This window comes from Arthrobacter sp. P1_C12_2 (assembly GCF_056406415.1).
The window spans coordinates 66,543-81,205 of record NZ_JBFUAF010000005.1 but is presented as its reverse complement, the minus strand read 5'-3'; the positions used below and the strand labels follow the sequence as shown (position 1 = coordinate 81,205).

The 14,663-nt window shown below is 67.2% G+C and carries 14 protein-coding genes; 11 read left to right on the top strand and 3 right to left on the bottom strand.

Annotated features, from left to right (window positions below):
• Window positions 1-108: 108 nt before the first annotated feature.
• Window positions 109-561, top strand: coding sequence for a helix-turn-helix domain-containing protein (locus tag AC1DZQ_RS07370; protein ID WP_026538316.1), 453 nt, complete (start codon window positions 109-111; stop codon window positions 559-561).
• A 46-nt stretch (window positions 562-607) separates the two neighbouring features.
• Here the strand turns inward: AC1DZQ_RS07370 and AC1DZQ_RS07365 are convergent, their stop codons facing one another.
• A complete protein-coding gene (locus tag AC1DZQ_RS07365) occupies window positions 608-1,132 on the bottom strand; it encodes a MarR family winged helix-turn-helix transcriptional regulator (RefSeq protein ID WP_476962895.1) in 525 nt (174 codons plus the stop codon).
• 41 nt (window positions 1,133-1,173) lie between these two features.
• Between AC1DZQ_RS07365 and AC1DZQ_RS07360 the strand changes: the two genes are divergently transcribed.
• The 6 genes from AC1DZQ_RS07360 (at window position 1,174) to dapF (ending at window position 6,995) form a co-directional block, all read left to right on the top strand.
• Window positions 1,174-1,410 carry a DUF3046 domain-containing protein gene (locus AC1DZQ_RS07360; RefSeq protein ID WP_476962894.1) on the top strand — a complete coding sequence of 79 codons (237 nt, stop codon included), beginning with the start codon at window positions 1,174-1,176 and terminating at the stop codon, window positions 1,408-1,410.
• Between the two features lie 221 nt (window positions 1,411-1,631).
• Entirely contained in the window at window positions 1,632-2,684 is a 1,053-nt protein-coding gene (gene recA / locus AC1DZQ_RS07355; protein WP_091249847.1) for a recombinase RecA, read from the top strand.
• Window positions 2,671-3,306 carry a regulatory protein RecX gene (locus tag AC1DZQ_RS07350; protein ID WP_476962893.1) on the top strand — a complete coding sequence of 212 codons (636 nt, stop codon included), beginning with the start codon at window positions 2,671-2,673 and terminating at the stop codon, window positions 3,304-3,306. Before recA ends, AC1DZQ_RS07350 begins: the two co-directional genes overlap by 14 nt.
• A 67-nt stretch (window positions 3,307-3,373) precedes the next feature.
• Window positions 3,374-4,972 carry a tRNA (N6-isopentenyl adenosine(37)-C2)-methylthiotransferase MiaB gene (gene miaB, locus AC1DZQ_RS07345; protein WP_476962892.1) on the top strand — a complete coding sequence of 533 codons (1,599 nt, stop codon included), beginning with the start codon at window positions 3,374-3,376 and terminating at the stop codon, window positions 4,970-4,972.
• Between the two features lie 82 nt (window positions 4,973-5,054).
• Entirely contained in the window at window positions 5,055-5,990 is a 936-nt protein-coding gene (gene miaA / locus AC1DZQ_RS07340; RefSeq protein WP_476963041.1) for a tRNA (adenosine(37)-N6)-dimethylallyltransferase MiaA, read from the top strand.
• A gap of 51 nt (window positions 5,991-6,041) precedes the next feature.
• Window positions 6,042-6,995 (top strand): diaminopimelate epimerase, encoded by a 954-nt coding sequence (gene dapF, locus AC1DZQ_RS07335; protein ID WP_476962891.1) that lies wholly within the window; start codon window positions 6,042-6,044, stop codon window positions 6,993-6,995.
• On the opposite strand, the gene AC1DZQ_RS07330 is transcribed toward dapF, so the two are convergent.
• Window positions 6,976-7,590 (bottom strand): class I SAM-dependent methyltransferase, encoded by a 615-nt coding sequence (locus tag AC1DZQ_RS07330; RefSeq protein WP_476962890.1) that lies wholly within the window; start codon window positions 7,588-7,590, stop codon window positions 6,976-6,978. The two genes, dapF and AC1DZQ_RS07330, sit on opposite strands and share 20 nt — an antisense overlap.
• Before the next feature lie 547 nt (window positions 7,591-8,137).
• Here AC1DZQ_RS07330 and hflX point away from each other — a divergent pair.
• Both hflX and AC1DZQ_RS07320 read left to right on the top strand, forming a co-directional pair.
• Window positions 8,138-9,736, top strand: a complete 1,599-nt coding sequence (gene hflX, locus AC1DZQ_RS07325; RefSeq protein ID WP_476962889.1) for a GTPase HflX — start codon at window positions 8,138-8,140, stop codon at window positions 9,734-9,736.
• Window positions 9,729-11,870 carry an ATP-dependent DNA helicase gene (locus AC1DZQ_RS07320; protein WP_476962888.1) on the top strand — a complete coding sequence of 714 codons (2,142 nt, stop codon included), beginning with the start codon at window positions 9,729-9,731 and terminating at the stop codon, window positions 11,868-11,870. Before hflX ends, AC1DZQ_RS07320 begins: the two co-directional genes overlap by 8 nt.
• A 76-nt stretch (window positions 11,871-11,946) precedes the next feature.
• Here the strand turns inward: AC1DZQ_RS07320 and lexA are convergent, their stop codons facing one another.
• Window positions 11,947-12,696, bottom strand: coding sequence for a transcriptional repressor LexA (gene lexA / locus AC1DZQ_RS07315; RefSeq protein WP_028277234.1), 750 nt, complete (start codon window positions 12,694-12,696; stop codon window positions 11,947-11,949).
• A 363-nt stretch (window positions 12,697-13,059) separates the two neighbouring features.
• Here lexA and AC1DZQ_RS07310 point away from each other — a divergent pair, with 363 nt between their 5' ends.
• Together AC1DZQ_RS07310 and AC1DZQ_RS07305 are read left to right on the top strand one after the other, a co-directional pair.
• Window positions 13,060-13,419, top strand: a complete 360-nt coding sequence (locus AC1DZQ_RS07310; protein ID WP_476962887.1) for a LysM peptidoglycan-binding domain-containing protein — start codon at window positions 13,060-13,062, stop codon at window positions 13,417-13,419.
• 68 nt (window positions 13,420-13,487) lie between these two features.
• Entirely contained in the window at window positions 13,488-14,606 is a 1,119-nt protein-coding gene (locus AC1DZQ_RS07305) for a histidinol-phosphate transaminase (RefSeq protein ID WP_476962886.1), read from the top strand.
• Window positions 14,607-14,663: the final 57 nt, after the last annotated feature.

Sequence of the window (14,663 nt, the reverse complement as noted above, 5' to 3'; positions counted from 1 at the left end):
AGTTGTTACATTGTGTCGCTTCCAAATAAGGGAGGCGCCTAGGATGAAATCATCAGCAGAGTCCGCCCCACCGGCGGACTCGACAGTACGAGGAGCAAGGCGATACAGATGGTAAAGCAGCCCGTATCCGTAAACGGCGTTGTCCGCTGGAAGGATGTGGGCCTCGCCGATCAGGCCAAGAGCGAACAGAAGGAGCGCAAGATGGTTGTACTACGTCACGAAATTGGTGATGTCCTGCGCGATGTCCGCCAGCGCCAGGGCCGTACGCTCCGCGAAGTCTCGCACAGTGCCCGTGTTTCACTGGGCTACCTGAGCGAAGTGGAACGCGGCCAGAAGGAAGCCTCCTCGGAGTTGCTCTCCTCGATCTGCTCGGCCCTCGATGTTCCGCTTTCGAGCATGCTCCGCGAAGTCAGCGACCGCGTCGCCGTCGCCGAGGGCGTCGCGGTTCCGGACACCGTTCCGCAGGAGTTCGCGCAGCGCTACGGCCGCGACCTGGACCGAGAGCTCAACTCCGACCTCACCGACGAGCTGGCTAAGGGCCTCCTTTCCGGAGCACGCTAGCCGTCAACTCACATAAGACCTAAGACTCAACAAAAGGACCTCCGGCTCAGGCCGGGGGTCCTTTGACGTGCTCGTCCCGGGGGAACCCATCGCGTTCGTAGGTGGCATTGAGTTTCGCCATGTACATGGCAAGAGCCTGCAGGTCCTCGGCCGGCCACTCGGACAGGCGTTCCCGAAATACCTCACGCCGGGCGTCCTGGACCTGGTGCATCCTTTCCTCGCCTTCGGGCGTCAGGCGGATGGCCTGCGCCCGGCCGTCCAAGGGGTCGGCCTCCTTCGACACCAGCCCCAGGCCCTCGAGGAAGGCGATCTGCCGGCTCACCGAAGGCTTGCCGACGCCGATGCAGGATGCGAGGTCGGTCAGCCTGATGGGGCCCTGTTTGCGGATCACGCTGAGCAGCCCGTAGGCGGCGGGTTCCATGTCCGGGTGGACCTGGCGCGAGAGCTGATGGGAAATCGACCGGCCCCGGCGCCAGAGCAGGCTCAGCTGGTTCTCGACAGCGTCCAGGGCGGCGTCCGCGCCGGCGTTTCCGGGAGACGAATCTGCCGCGGACTCAGTTGGGTTGCTCATGGCAACCATTCTAGAGTCCCGGGCCGTGAGAGACTTTACTGGTGCGAATCAGTGACTTTTGGCGGCTTATGGACGACGAGTTCGGCGCGGGATACTCCCACGTCCTGAGCAGTTCGCTGGTCCTGGCAGGGGTCGGGGGCCGCACAGCGGACCAGGCCCTCAGTGCCGGCGTTCCTCCCCGCCAGGTGTGGCTAGCCCTGTGCGACGTCCAGGACGTCCCGCCGGAGCGCCGCCTGGGCCGGGACGTCAAACCCCGCGACACCACCGGGCCCCGCTGAGGCCTGCGATGCCGCGCGGACGCCTGCGGAGCCCCGCGGACGCCTGACACGCCGCCCGATTGTTCGAATATCTGTTCGGATAGGGCTATGCTTTTTTCAGACCGTTTTCCACATAAGTGGTTCCCTCGACAACTTTGTCGGAGGGTGCCAGTAGCGTCAGTGATGACAGACAAAGGCCTCCACGGCCACTCCACAGCGAGAAAGTATTAGAGGTGTGAATCATGGCCGCAGCCCCGGATCGCCAGAAGGCGCTCGACGCAGCGCTTGCCCAGATTGACAAGCAGTTCGGCAAAGGCTCGGTCATGCGCCTCGGCGATGAAGTCCGTGCGCCCATCGAAGTCATTCCGACCGGCTCGATCGCACTGGACGTCGCCCTGGGAATTGGCGGCCTGCCCCGCGGCCGCGTCGTGGAAATCTATGGTCCGGAATCATCCGGTAAGACCACGGTCGCGCTGCACGCGGTTGCCAACGCCCAGCGCCTGGGCGGCATTGCCGCCTTCATCGACGCCGAGCACGCCCTCGACCCGGAATACGCCGCGAAGCTGGGCGTCGACACCGACGCGCTCCTGGTCTCCCAGCCGGACACCGGCGAGCAGGCACTGGAAATCATGGACATGCTCATCGGTTCCGGCTCCCTTGACGTCATCGTCATCGACTCGGTGGCCGCCCTCGTTCCCCGCGCGGAAATCGAAGGCGACATGGGCGACAGCCACGTGGGCCTGCAGGCCCGCCTGATGAGCCAGGCCCTCCGTAAGATCACCGGCCGCCTGAGCCAGACGAAGACCACTGCCATCTTCATCAACCAGCTGCGTGAAAAGATCGGTGTCTTCTTCGGCTCCCCGGAAACCACCACCGGTGGTAAGGCGCTGAAGTTCTACGCCTCCATCCGCATCGACGTCCGCCGGATCCAGACCCTGAAAGAGGGCGCTGATTCCGTCGGCAACCGCACCAAGGCCAAAATCGTCAAGAACAAGATGGCCCCGCCCTTCAAGATCGCCGAGTTCGACATCATCTACGGCCAGGGCATTTCCCGTGAGGGCGGCATCATCGACATGGGTGTCGAGCACGGCCTGATCAAGAAGTCGGGCTCCTGGTTCACCTACGATGGCGACCAGCTGGGCCAGGGCATGGAGAACTCCCGCCGCTTCCTGCGCGACAACCCGGAGCTGGCGGCCGAACTCGAGCGCCTGATCAAGGAAAAGCTCGGCGTCGGCGTGAAGGCCCCGGCCGAGACCGAGGAATCACCGAAGCTGAAGGCCGTTGACGGCTTCTAACAGCCGACGGCGCAAAGGGGCAGGATTCCCATCCCGGAATCCTGCCCCCGGCTTTGTCGGCCCCGACCAGCCCGCGGACGGAGCCCATGGCGCGGGTTCGCCGGCCGAGCAGGACCGGGACGCGGATCCCGCGGCGGTAGCGCGTGCCATCGTGCTGCGGCAGCTGACGAGTTTGCCCAAGAGCCGTCTGCAGCTCTCGCGCAAGCTGGCCGAGCGCAACGTTCCCGAAGACGTCGCCGAGGCCGTGCTGGACCGCTTCGAGGAAGTGCGGCTGGTTGACGACGCCGAGTTCGCCGACATGTGGGTCCGCAGCAGGTCCCAGACGCGCAAACTCGCCAAGGGGGCCTTGCGGCGCGAACTTGCGGACAAGGGCATCGACCCGGAGATTGCTGCCGGCGCGCTGGATCAGCTCAGCGACGCCGACGAGGAAGCGGCCGCCCGGGAGCTCGTGGAGCGCAAGCTGCGGGGATTCACCGGCGGCGAGGACCGTGCGGAACGCGACAAGGTTACGCGCCGCCTCGCGTCAATGCTGGCCCGCAAGGGCTACCAGCCCTCGCTCGCCTTCCGGGTGGTGGGTGAGGTGCTCGATGCCGTCGCCGGCCGTGCAGGAGACGGGGATTAGGGCAGCCGGTCCGGGGTCTGCGCGGGCCCAGCCACTGCCCGCTACCCTTACCCGTTACCCTTAACAGGTGAGTTTTACCATTCCCTCCCCAGCGGCCGGCACGACTTCTCCCACAGCGCCTCCGGCGGTGCAGCCAGCAGCCAGCGCAGACCCCGCTGCCGCACCGGAAAGTTCCGCCTCGGCCCAGCCCCGCACCTACCAGGTGCGCACCTTCGGCTGCCAGATGAACGTCCACGATTCGGAGCGGATGGCCGGCATGCTGGAAGCCGCGGGCTACGTTCCTTCCGCCGGGGAATTGGCCGACGTCGTGGTCTTCAACACCTGCGCGGTCCGCGAGAATGCCGATAACAAGCTGTACGGCAACCTCGGCATCCTCGCCCCGGTCAAGGCAGCCAACCCGGGCATGCAGATCGCCGTCGGCGGGTGTCTCGCGCAAAAGGACCGCGAGACCATCCTTAAGAAAGCCCCGTGGGTGGACGCCGTGTTCGGCACCCACAACGTCGGCGCCCTGCCGGCGCTGCTGGACCGGGCCCGCCACAACAATGAGGCCCAGCTGGAGATCCTCGAATCGCTGGATGTCTTTCCCTCCACCCTGCCCACCAAACGGGACTCCGTCTACTCAGGCTGGGTATCGATCTCCGTGGGCTGCAACAACACCTGCACGTTCTGCATCGTCCCGGCACTGCGGGGCAAGGAGAAGGACCGCCGCCCCGGTGAGATCCTGGCCGAAATCCAGGCGCTCGTGGACGACGGCGCCATCGAGGTAACTCTGCTGGGCCAGAACGTGAACTCCTACGGCGTCGAATTCGGCGACCGGCAGGCGTTCTCCAAGCTCCTGCGCGCGTGCGGCGACATCCCGGGCCTGGAGCGGGTCCGGTTCACCAGCCCGCACCCGGCGGCCTTCACGGACGACGTCATCGACGCCATGGCCGAGACCCCCAACGTCATGCCGCAGCTGCACATGCCCCTGCAGTCCGGCTCGGACAAGGTCCTCAAGGACATGAAGCGGTCCTACCGCTCCACCAAGTTCCTCGGCATCCTGGACAAGGTCCGCGAGAAGATCCCGCACGCCGCCATCTCCACGGACATCATCGTCGGTTTCCCCGGCGAGACCGAGGAGGACTTCCAGGCCACCCTCGACGTCGTGGAGAAGTCCCGGTTCGCCACCGCCTTCACCTTCCAGTACTCCAAGCGGCCGGGCACGCCCGCCGCGGACCTGCCGGACCAGCTGCCCAAGGCCGTGGTCCAGGAACGCTTTGAGCGCCTCACGGCCCTGCAGGACCGGATTGCCGCAGAGGAAAACGCCCGGCAGCTTGGCCGCCGCGTCGAGGTCATGGTGACCGCCCACTCGGGCCGCAAGGCTGAGGAAACCCACCGCCTCTCCGGCCGGTCCCAGGACCAGCGGCTGGTGCACTTCTCCGTGCCCGCCGGCGCCGAAGTGCCCCGGCCCGGCGATCTGGTGACCGTCACCATCACGGAGGCGGCGGCGTTCCACCTCGTCTCCGACCCTGCATCGGCCGAGGACTACAGCCTGCGCCGGTCCCGTGCCGGTGACGCCTGGGACCGTTCCCAGGCTGATTCCTGCGGCGCCCCGGCCCCGGCCAGCGCGTCGGGCAGGTCCGGCGTGTCGCTGGGCATGCCCAGCCTCCCGGTCCGCGGCCGTTAGCGCCGTGGCAGGCCCCCAGGGCACCGCCCCGGACGCAACAGTTCACGCCACAGCCCAAGCCGCAGCAGCCCGGGCCACAGCGCTGCAGGGGGCACAGCCAGCTCCGCCGCCGGTGATCGCCGTCGTCGGGCCCACGGGGTCCGGCAAATCAGACCTGGCCGTCTCGCTCGCCCTCGAGCTCGACGGGGAAGTCATCAACGCCGACTCGATGCAGTTCTACCGCGGCATGGATATCGGCACCGCCAAGATCACCGAGGCCGAGCGCCGCGGCGTGCCGCATCATCTCCTGGACATTCTGGACGTGACCGAGGAAGCGAGCGTCTCGGACTTCCAGCAGCAGGCCCGCGCGTTGATCGCCGATATCCACGGCCGCGGGAAGCGGGCCATCCTGGCCGGCGGCTCGGGACTCTACGTCCGCGCCGCACTCGATGTCCTGGAGTTCCCCGGCACGGATCCGGACATCCGCGGCCGGCTCGAGGCGGAACTGGCCGCGGCGGGGCCCGGGCCCCTGCGGGAACGGCTGGAAGCAGTGGACCCCGTGTCCGCGGGCCGGCTCGGCGATGAGCGCAGGATCATCCGGGCCCTGGAAGTCTTCGAGCTCACCGGGCGTCCCTTCAGCTCCTTCATGCCGGCCCGCGAATACTTCCAGCCGGCCGTCCAGATCGGCCTCGAGGTGGACCGGGAACTGCTCCGGCAGCGCCTGGCCCACCGAGTCCACGCGATGGTCGACCAGGGGCTTCTGGACGAAGTCCGTCGACTGGACGCCGCGGGGCTCCGCAACGGCCGGACCGCTCCACGGGCCCTCGGCTACGCCCAGTTCCTCCGGGTGCTTGACGGTGCTTCCAGCCTGGAGCAGGCCGCGGACGAAACCATCATCGCCACCCGGCAGTTCGCGCGCCGCCAGTTGACCTGGTTCCGGGCCGATCCCCGGGTCACGTGGCTGGGCTGGCACGATCCTGACCTGGTGGCCGAGGCCGCCGGCCTTTGCCGGGCGACGTCCGTTCTGCCGCTGGCGTAGCGTTCGGGTCACGGTGCCGGGGCGGTTAGGGCGGAACGGTAACCTTGGAGCATGGACGAAACCCAAGCTGTAGCCGCTGACCGTACTGCCGGCGATACCGCACCCCTGAGCGGTCTGAAGTTTTCCAAAGGCCACGGAACGGGCAACGACTTTGTCCTGATCGCAGACCCCAACGGCGCGCTCGAGCTCAGCCCCGAGCAGGTCGCGGCGCTCTGCGACCGGCACCGCGGCATCGGCGGCGACGGCCTGATCCGGGCCGTACCTTCCCGGCTCCTGCCCGAGGGGCAGGAATTGCTGACCGCACACCCCGACGCCGAGTGGTTCATGGACTACCGCAACGGCGACGGTTCGCTCTCTGAGATGTGCGGCAACGGCGTCCGCGTCTTTGTGCACTTCCTCATCGCCGAAGGCCTCGTGGACCTGCCGGCCGGCGAGTCCCTCGTCATTGGAACCCGGGGCGGTGCCAAGACGATCGTCCGGACAGCTGCTGGCTACGCCGTCGACATGGGCCCCTGGGAGTTCATTTTCCCGGGCGAGGCGACCGCACGGGCCATGGACTCGCTCGTCAGCGCCGAGGGGCTTGAAGTCGCACGGCCCGCCCTCTCCGTCACCATGGGCAACCCGCACACGGTCGTGGCCCTGGCCGAAACGGCCGAACTCGAGGCCACGCAGCTGTTCACGGCCCCCCGGGTGGACCCGACGCCGCCGCACGGCACCAACGTTGAGTTCGTTGTGCCGTCCGAACCGCTGGTCCACGAGGGCACCGGCACTATCACCATGCGGGTCCACGAACGGGGCGTGGGGGAGACCCAGTCCTGCGGCACCGGCGCCTGCGCCGCCGCCGTCGCCATTCGCCACTGGGCCGGCCAGGGCGCACCGGACGCGTGGAACGTCCACGTCCCCGGCGGCGTCGTCGGCGTGAAATTCTTCGTGGGCCCGGAGGGACACGAACACGTCGAACTCAGCGGCCCGGCCGTGATCGTCGCTAGCGGGACGCTTTCCTGATTCGAAGGATCCGGAACGACTTCGAGGTGCTCTCCCGGGTCACGCTGAAGCTGGAGTCGAGCTCCGCCGAGAGCCAGCGCTGCAGCGAGTCCGAGCCGAGGTTTTTCTGGACCACGAGCCAGGCCGATCCGCCCGGCGCCAGCCTGGGAATCCACAGGCGCAGGAGGGCATGAAGCTCATCCTTGCCGATCCGGATCGGCGGGTTGGACCAGATGGTGTCAAAGCGCAGTTCGGGGTCCACCGCGTCCGGCGTGCTGGCGGTGACGTTGCTCAGTCCCAGCAACCCGGCGTTTTCGTTGGTCAGGGTGACGCAGCGTTCGTTCACGTCCACCGCGTAGACCTGTGCGTGCGGTGCCCGCAGGGCCATGGTCAGCGCGATCGGTCCCCAGCCGCAGCCGATGTCCAGCAGGTTGCCCTGCGGCGACGGCGCCGGGACGTCGGCCAGCAGCACGGCCGTTCCCTTGTCGATCCCGTCCGGGCTGAAGATCCCCGAGGACGTCTGCAGCCGGCGCGGCTCACCGGCAAGATCCACGGTGAGCGGCTTGCGGGTGAAAGGCCCGGCCGGCTGGGCGCTGAAATAGTGTGCAGACTCCATAATGGGCCAGATTAGTTCGCGGCCCGCCCGTATGGGAAACCGGGTGGGAGCGCCGGCGTCTGCTACGCTACAAAACATGATCTTGATCTCCAAGTAGCCGGCACGGGCTCCGTCCCGTCTCCGTAGCGACGCAGGTAAACGCCTTCCGCTGAGTGCGCCAACGCCAGGGTGAGTTTTCTCACCCGCGGGCACTCGAACCACTTGGACTTCAGCCGCTTCCCCAGACACTCCGTTTCCTAAGGAATCTGTTTCCCAGGCACCGGGTTTAGGGGCGCAGCACTGCTTGGCCTCTCCGGGGGCAGGCTCAGCGGACGGCAACTACCCCACTGTGTTTCCCACAACCAGGGTTCCCCACAGCGCGCGCAGTTCTTGCCGCTCCCATCCTCACCCAGCCACCGCTCCGCACGGAGCCAGCCCTGCCCCGGCACCGTTGCCGCGGGCATTCCAGGAGGCCTGCATGACCTCTCGCCGTCAGCCCAGCGCGAATACCGCCCCACAGAGCAACAATCGGCACTATTCTGAAAGAGCCGAACCCTTAAAGGAGACCATGACCAGCCACCCCAACACCGGACCCGATTCAGCAGCCCAGGACATGAGCCCTGAGGAGATTCAGGCTGTAATCGACCGGATCCTCTCCAAGGACACCCCCGCCCCAGGCGCAGGCCGCGGCGGCGGCTCCGGAGCCAACGGAGGCGCCGGTGCCAGCGGCCCGACGTCTGTGCTCGGCAAGGCACAGGCCATCTCCCGCCTGGACGAGGTGTACACCAACTTCGACGGCGACCAGCAGGATCTCGAGGAACGCCACGCGCTGCGCCGCAAGGCGGGTTTGTCCACCGAACTCGAAGACGTCACCGAGGTCGAATACCGGCAGTTGCGCCTCGAGCGCGTTGTCCTGGCCGGACTCTGGACCGAGGGAACCCTCGCGGATGCCGAGAACTCCCTGCGCGAACTTGCGGCTCTCGCTGAGACGGCCGGCTCCGAGGTCCTCGACGGGCTCGTCCAGCGGCGCGCCAAACCCGATCCCGGGACCTTCCTCGGCTCCGGCAAGGCGCAGGAACTGAAAGCCATCGTGATGTCCACCGGCGCCGACACCGTAGTCGTCGACGCCGAATTGGCCCCGTCCCAGCGGCGCGGCCTGGAGGACATCGTCAAGGTCAAGGTCATTGACCGCACGGCGCTGATCCTGGATATCTTCGCCCAGCACGCAAAGAGCCGCGAAGGCAAGGCGCAGGTGGAGCTCGCCCAGCTCGAATACCTGCTCCCGCGCCTGCGTGGCTGGGGTGAGTCGATGTCCCGCCAGGCCGGCGGCCAGGTGGGCGGCGCGGGCGCCGGCATGGGCTCGCGTGGTCCCGGTGAGACCAAGATCGAACTGGACCGCCGCCGGATCCGCACCCGGATGGCCAAGCTGCGGCGTGAAATCGCCGCCATGAAGCCGGCACGGGAAACGAAGCGGGCCAACCGCCGTCGTAATGCGGTGCCCTCTGTAGCGATCGCCGGGTACACCAACGCCGGGAAGTCCTCGCTGCTGAACCGGCTGACCGACGCGGGGGTGTTGGTGGAAAACGCCCTGTTCGCCACCCTGGACCCCACTGTCCGCAAGGCCGAAACCGCTGACGGGCTGGGATACACCCTGGCCGACACCGTGGGTTTTGTCCGTTCCCTGCCCACCCAGCTCGTGGAGGCCTTCCGTTCCACGCTGGAAGAGGTGGCCGACTCGGACCTGATCCTGCATGTCGTGGACGTCTCGCACCCGGACCCGGAAGGCCAGATCGCCGCTGTCCGGACGGTCTTCAGCGAAGTCGACGCGCGCAAGGTTCCGGAAATCATTGTCCTGAACAAGGCCGACGCCGCTGACCCGTTCGTGGTCGAGCGGCTCAAGCAGCGCGAGCCGCGCCACGTTGTGGTCTCGGCCCGCACCGGCGAAGGCATTCCGGAACTGCTCAAGGCCATCAGCGACGGCATTCCGCGGCCCAGCGTGAAGCTTGAACTGCTGATCCCGTACAACCGTGGGGACCTGCTCAGCAAGCTCCACGAGACCGACGCCGAGATCCTCAGCCTCGACCACGAGGAAACCGGGACCCGTGCCGTGGTGATGGTGCGTGAAGGACTCGCCGCCGAACTGGATCCCTTCATCAGCAATGACTGAGGCTGCGGTGACCAGGGCCGACGCCGATCCCGCGGATGTTGGATCGGCCGACGTCGAACCTGCGGATGTCGGATCCGACGCCGACGCCGGTTCGGTTGCCGGCGCGGCCGGCGAGGAGTTTGTGGTCAAGCTGCTCGACCGTGCCGTGTCCGGCATGGGCGGGCAGAGCCGCGATGGCCAGCACGAAATGGCCCGGCAGGTGGCGCGCGCGATCGACAGCGGCGACCACCTGCTGGTCCAGGCCGGCACCGGCACCGGCAAGTCCCTGGCCTACCTGATTCCGCTGATCGCCCATTCGCTCACCAGCAACAAACCCACCCTGGTGTCCACCGCCACCCTGGCGCTGCAGACGCAGATTGTGGGCCGGGACCTGCCCAGGCTGCTCAAGACCATCACGCCCGCCCTGGAACGCCCCGTCAAGGTCGCCCTGGTGAAGGGCCGGTCCAACTACGTCTGCCGGCACAAACTCGAGGGCGGCTTCCCGTCCGAAGAACCCTCCGAGGGACAGCTGTTTTCCCTCGGTGAGGACACGAGCGTGCCGCATTTCGCCGCCGCACTTGGCGGGCCGTCCTCCCAGCTGGGCAAGGAAGTGGTCCGCCTGCGCGAATGGGCCGAGGAGACCGCGACGGGGGACCGCGACGAGCTCATGCCCGGCGTCACGGATCGGGCCTGGCGCCAGGTCTCGGTCACCTCCATGGAGTGCCTCGGCGCGCAGAAATGCCCGCTTGCGGCCGAATGCTTCAGCGAACTCGCCCGGCAGAACGCCGCCGATGCCGACGTCGTGGTCACCAACCATGCCATGCTCGCCGTCAGCGCCTTCGAAGGGCTGGCGGTGCTGCCGGAGTACGACGTCGTGGTGGTGGACGAGGCGCACGAACTTCAGGACCGCGTCACGGGCGCGGTCTCCGGCCAGCTCTCCGTGGCGATGGTGCACGCCGCCGCGTCCGGGGCCCGGAAGCACACGGGCATCACCGTGGATGCGCTGAACAATGCCGCTGCCCACCTGGAGCTGGCCATAGACGGCGTCCCCAGCGGGTTGATGCCCAATGGCCTGAACAGCGAGCAGCTGGACTGCATCGACCAGCTGCGCGACGCGTGCCGCGCCGCCCTGTCCGATTCCAAGGGGGACAGCTCCGTGTCGGCCGACGGCGGACGCCAGCTGGCCCGCTCACGCCTGATGGTCATCCTGGAACTCTGTGAACGCCTCCTGGCCGCGCGCGAAAACCGCGAAGTAGTGTGGTTCTCCCGCAACAGCAGCTTCGACCCGGCGCAGGGCTACTCCCAGCCGGACGAGAGCGCGCCGGCCCTGATCAATGTTGCCCCGCTGAGTGTTGCGGGGCGTTTGCGCGAGGGTTTGTTCGCGGACCACACCGTCATCCTGACCTCGGCCACGCTGGCCATCGGCGCTGCCTTCGAACCTGCCGCCGGAGGCCTGGGCCTGGTTGGCACCGGCGCCCCGAGCTGGACCGGCGTCGACGTCGGGTCCCCATTCGACTACCCGAGGCAGGGCATCCTCTACGTCGCCCGGCACCTGCCCAAACCCGGCCGCGGAACGTCCCCCGAGGCCCTGGACGAACTCGAGAAGCTGATCCGCGCTTCCGGCGGCGGTGCCCTGTGCCTGTTTTCCTCGCGGCGCGCGGCCGAGGAAGCCGCCGAGGCCATGCGGCCCAGGCTGGGCCTCAGCATCCTGTGCCAGGGGGAGTCGACCATGACGGCGCTCGTGCGGCAGTTTGCCGACGAGCCGGATACGTGTTTGTTCGGCACAATGTCCCTCTGGCAGGGCGTCGACGTACCTGGCGTGTCCTGCCGGCTGGTGGTCATCGACCGGATTCCCTTCCCGCGGCCGGACGATCCGCTGATGACGGCACGCTCGCGGGCCGTGGCCCAGGCCGGCGGCAATGGCTTTATGGCCGTCTCGGCCACCCACGCCGCCATCCGCCTCGCGCAGGGCGCCGGCCGGCTGATCCGCTCGACCTCGGACAAGGGCGTGGTGGCGGTGCTGGATTCGCGGCTGTCCACGGAGCGCTATGGCGGGTTCCTCCGCGCCGCGCTGCCGCCGTTCTGGCCCACCACCGATTCATCGATAGCCTTGGCTGCCCTGAAGCGCCTGGCGAAAGACGCCGCGAAAGACTAGATCCAGGCTGGCCCGCCACCCTGCGCCGGAAATCCGCCGCAGGGTGGCCACCAGGTCATGGCGTGGCCCGGGATGGCTAAAGGGACCGCAGTACCGAGACGACCTTGCCCATGATGACGGCGTGGTCGCCGAGGATGGGCTCGTACTGGGTGTTTTGCGGCAGCAGCCAGGTGTGGCCGTCCCGCTGGCGGAATGTCTTGACCGTGGCTTCGTCGTCCAGTAGGGCGGCAACGATGTCGCCATTCACGGCGTCACCCTGGCGGCGGACAACCACCCAGTCGCCGTCGCAGATGGCGGCATCGATCATGGAGTCGCCGGCGACCTTGAGCATGAAGAGTTCGCCATGGCCCACGAGCTGGCGGGGCAGCGGCATGACGTCCTCCACCACCTGGTCCGCGAGGATCGGCCCGCCGGCGGCGATGCGTCCGACGAACGGCACCATTGCCGTGTCAGTGGCACTGGCGAGCTCAGTTACTGACAGGCCGCCGACGGCCCGCAGACCGCTGGACTTCTCGACACCCGAGATAGGCGTGGTCCCTTCATCCAGGGTCAGCGGCATGAGCACTTCCATAGCCCGGGGCCGCTTCGGATCACGCCGCAGGTAGCCGAGCTTCTCAAGCTGGGAGAGCTGGTGGGTCACGCTCGACAGGCTGGCGAGACCGACGGTGTCGCCGATCTCGCGCATCGACGGCGGGTAGCCCTTGTCCGTGACGGACCGCTGGATGGTCTCAAGGATCTTTTTTTGCCGGACGGTGAGGCTCTTGGGGGCCCGGGCGGGCTGCGGGCTCCGTGGGGTGGCCCTGCCGCCAGTGGCTTGTGCTGCCATGTTCGCCAACGCCTTTCCGTTCCGCCCGGCTGCCGTGGCTGCTGTCACCGGGAACTTCCGGCCTGAAATGTCAGACCCTGCTGATCAACTACGAATGAATCCCCACAGGGAGTTCAAAAGTGGTTGTCCTGTCCCTCAAAAATAGGCCAGCCGCAGACCTTTTTCAAACATTTGTTCTAGCGAGTCTCGACATCGTTCGTTAGTAAGTGCTAAAACAGAACAAGCAAGATTCGAATATGTGTTCGATTTCGTGGTTCAGGGGTCGCAAGTGATGTTCGGTTCTATGTTCGAAGGTTCGGCCGGTTGGCGGCGAGTACGTGGAGTACGCCGGGCGGCACCGTATGGTCCAGGAGGGCTCAGTTCATGTCAGTTTCAAGCGCGTTTCACGGCACTATCGTTCAGGCGAAGCAGCCTCCGCTGCGGCTCACCCGGCGCGGGCGCTTCGTCTTTTTTGGTGTCCCCCTGATCCTGCTGGCGGCTTTCGTCTTCTCCTTCAGCGGATTCCTCAACGCCCCCGCGAAAGCGGCGGATTCCGCGGACCAGCTCTCACTGACGCCGACCGTTTCCGTCACGGTGCAGCCGGGGGAGTCCCTCTGGGCCATTGCAGGGTCCGTGGCTCCGGAGCGCGATCCCCGCGATGTTGTGGCCGATATCGTGCAGCTGAACAATCTGGACGCCGCGGGTGTGATGCCGGGCCAGCAGCTGTTCGTCCCGTCTAAGTAGCCTCCGCCAAGTGCCGTCGCGGGCGTCACAGTTTCAGCGCCCGTCCCGCTACCACTTAAACTGGTCACGTGACTGACCAGCTTGAGCGCCTCAACCGACTGCCCCTCCGAACGAATCTGCGTGGCCTGCGTCCGTATGGCGCGCCGCAGCTGGACGTCCCCATCCTGCTCAACGTCAACGAGAACACCCATGGGGTCCCGGCCGATGTCCGCGCGGCGATCACCGAGGCCGTTAGCGCCGCCGCTGCCGGGCTGAACCGCTATCCGGACCGCGAGTTCACCGAACTGCGCGAGGCCCTCGCCGAATACCTTGGCCATGGCCTGGACGCGGAGAATATCTGGGCCGCGAACGGTTCCAACGAGGTCCTTCAGCAAATCCTCCAGGCCTTCGGCGGCCCCGGCCGGACGGCACTCGGGTTCCCTCCCACGTATTCGATGTACCCGCTGCTGGCCTCTGGCACGGACACGGAATACATCGCCGGCGCCCGCGCGGCAGACTATGGGCTCAGCGCGGAATCGGCGGCCCGGCAGGTCCGCGAGCTTCAGCCCAACATCGTCTTCCTGTGCTCCCCGAACAACCCGACCGGTACGGGACTGGGCCTTGATGTCGTCGAGGCCGTCTATGACGCCGGCGAGGCCAGCCAAACAATCGTGATCGTCGACGAGGCCTACCACGAGTTCGCCCACGACGGCACGCCCAGTGCGCTCACGCTGCTGCCTGGCCGGGAGCGGCTCATCGTCTCGCGCACCATGAGCAAGGCCTTCGCCCTCGCCGGCGCGCGCCTCGGCTACATGGCCGCGGCCCCGGAGGTCGCGGACGCCCTGCGCCTGGTCCGTCTCCCGTACCACCTCTCCGCCATTACCCAGGCCGCGGCCCTCGCTGCCCTGAGTCACCGGGAGGCGCTCATGGCAGATGTCGAGGACATCAAGCGCCAACGCGACCGGATCGTGTCGGAACTGACGCGGCTGGGCCTGAGGCCAGCCGCGTCCGATTCCAACTACGTGTTCTTCGGCGGCCTGGAGAACCCCCATGAAGTCTGGCAGGGCTTGCTGGACGCTGGCGTCCTCATCCGCGACGTCGGCATTCCGGGGCACCTTCGCGTGACCGCCGGCACTGAGACAGAAACCACAGCCTTCCTGGAGGCCCTTGAACTCATCCTGACCGGCTCCGCAAAGCCGCAGGCCTAGACTTGGTGGGGAGCCCGATCGTCCCCGCCAGACTGCCCAACACCCTGCCTTCTTCCA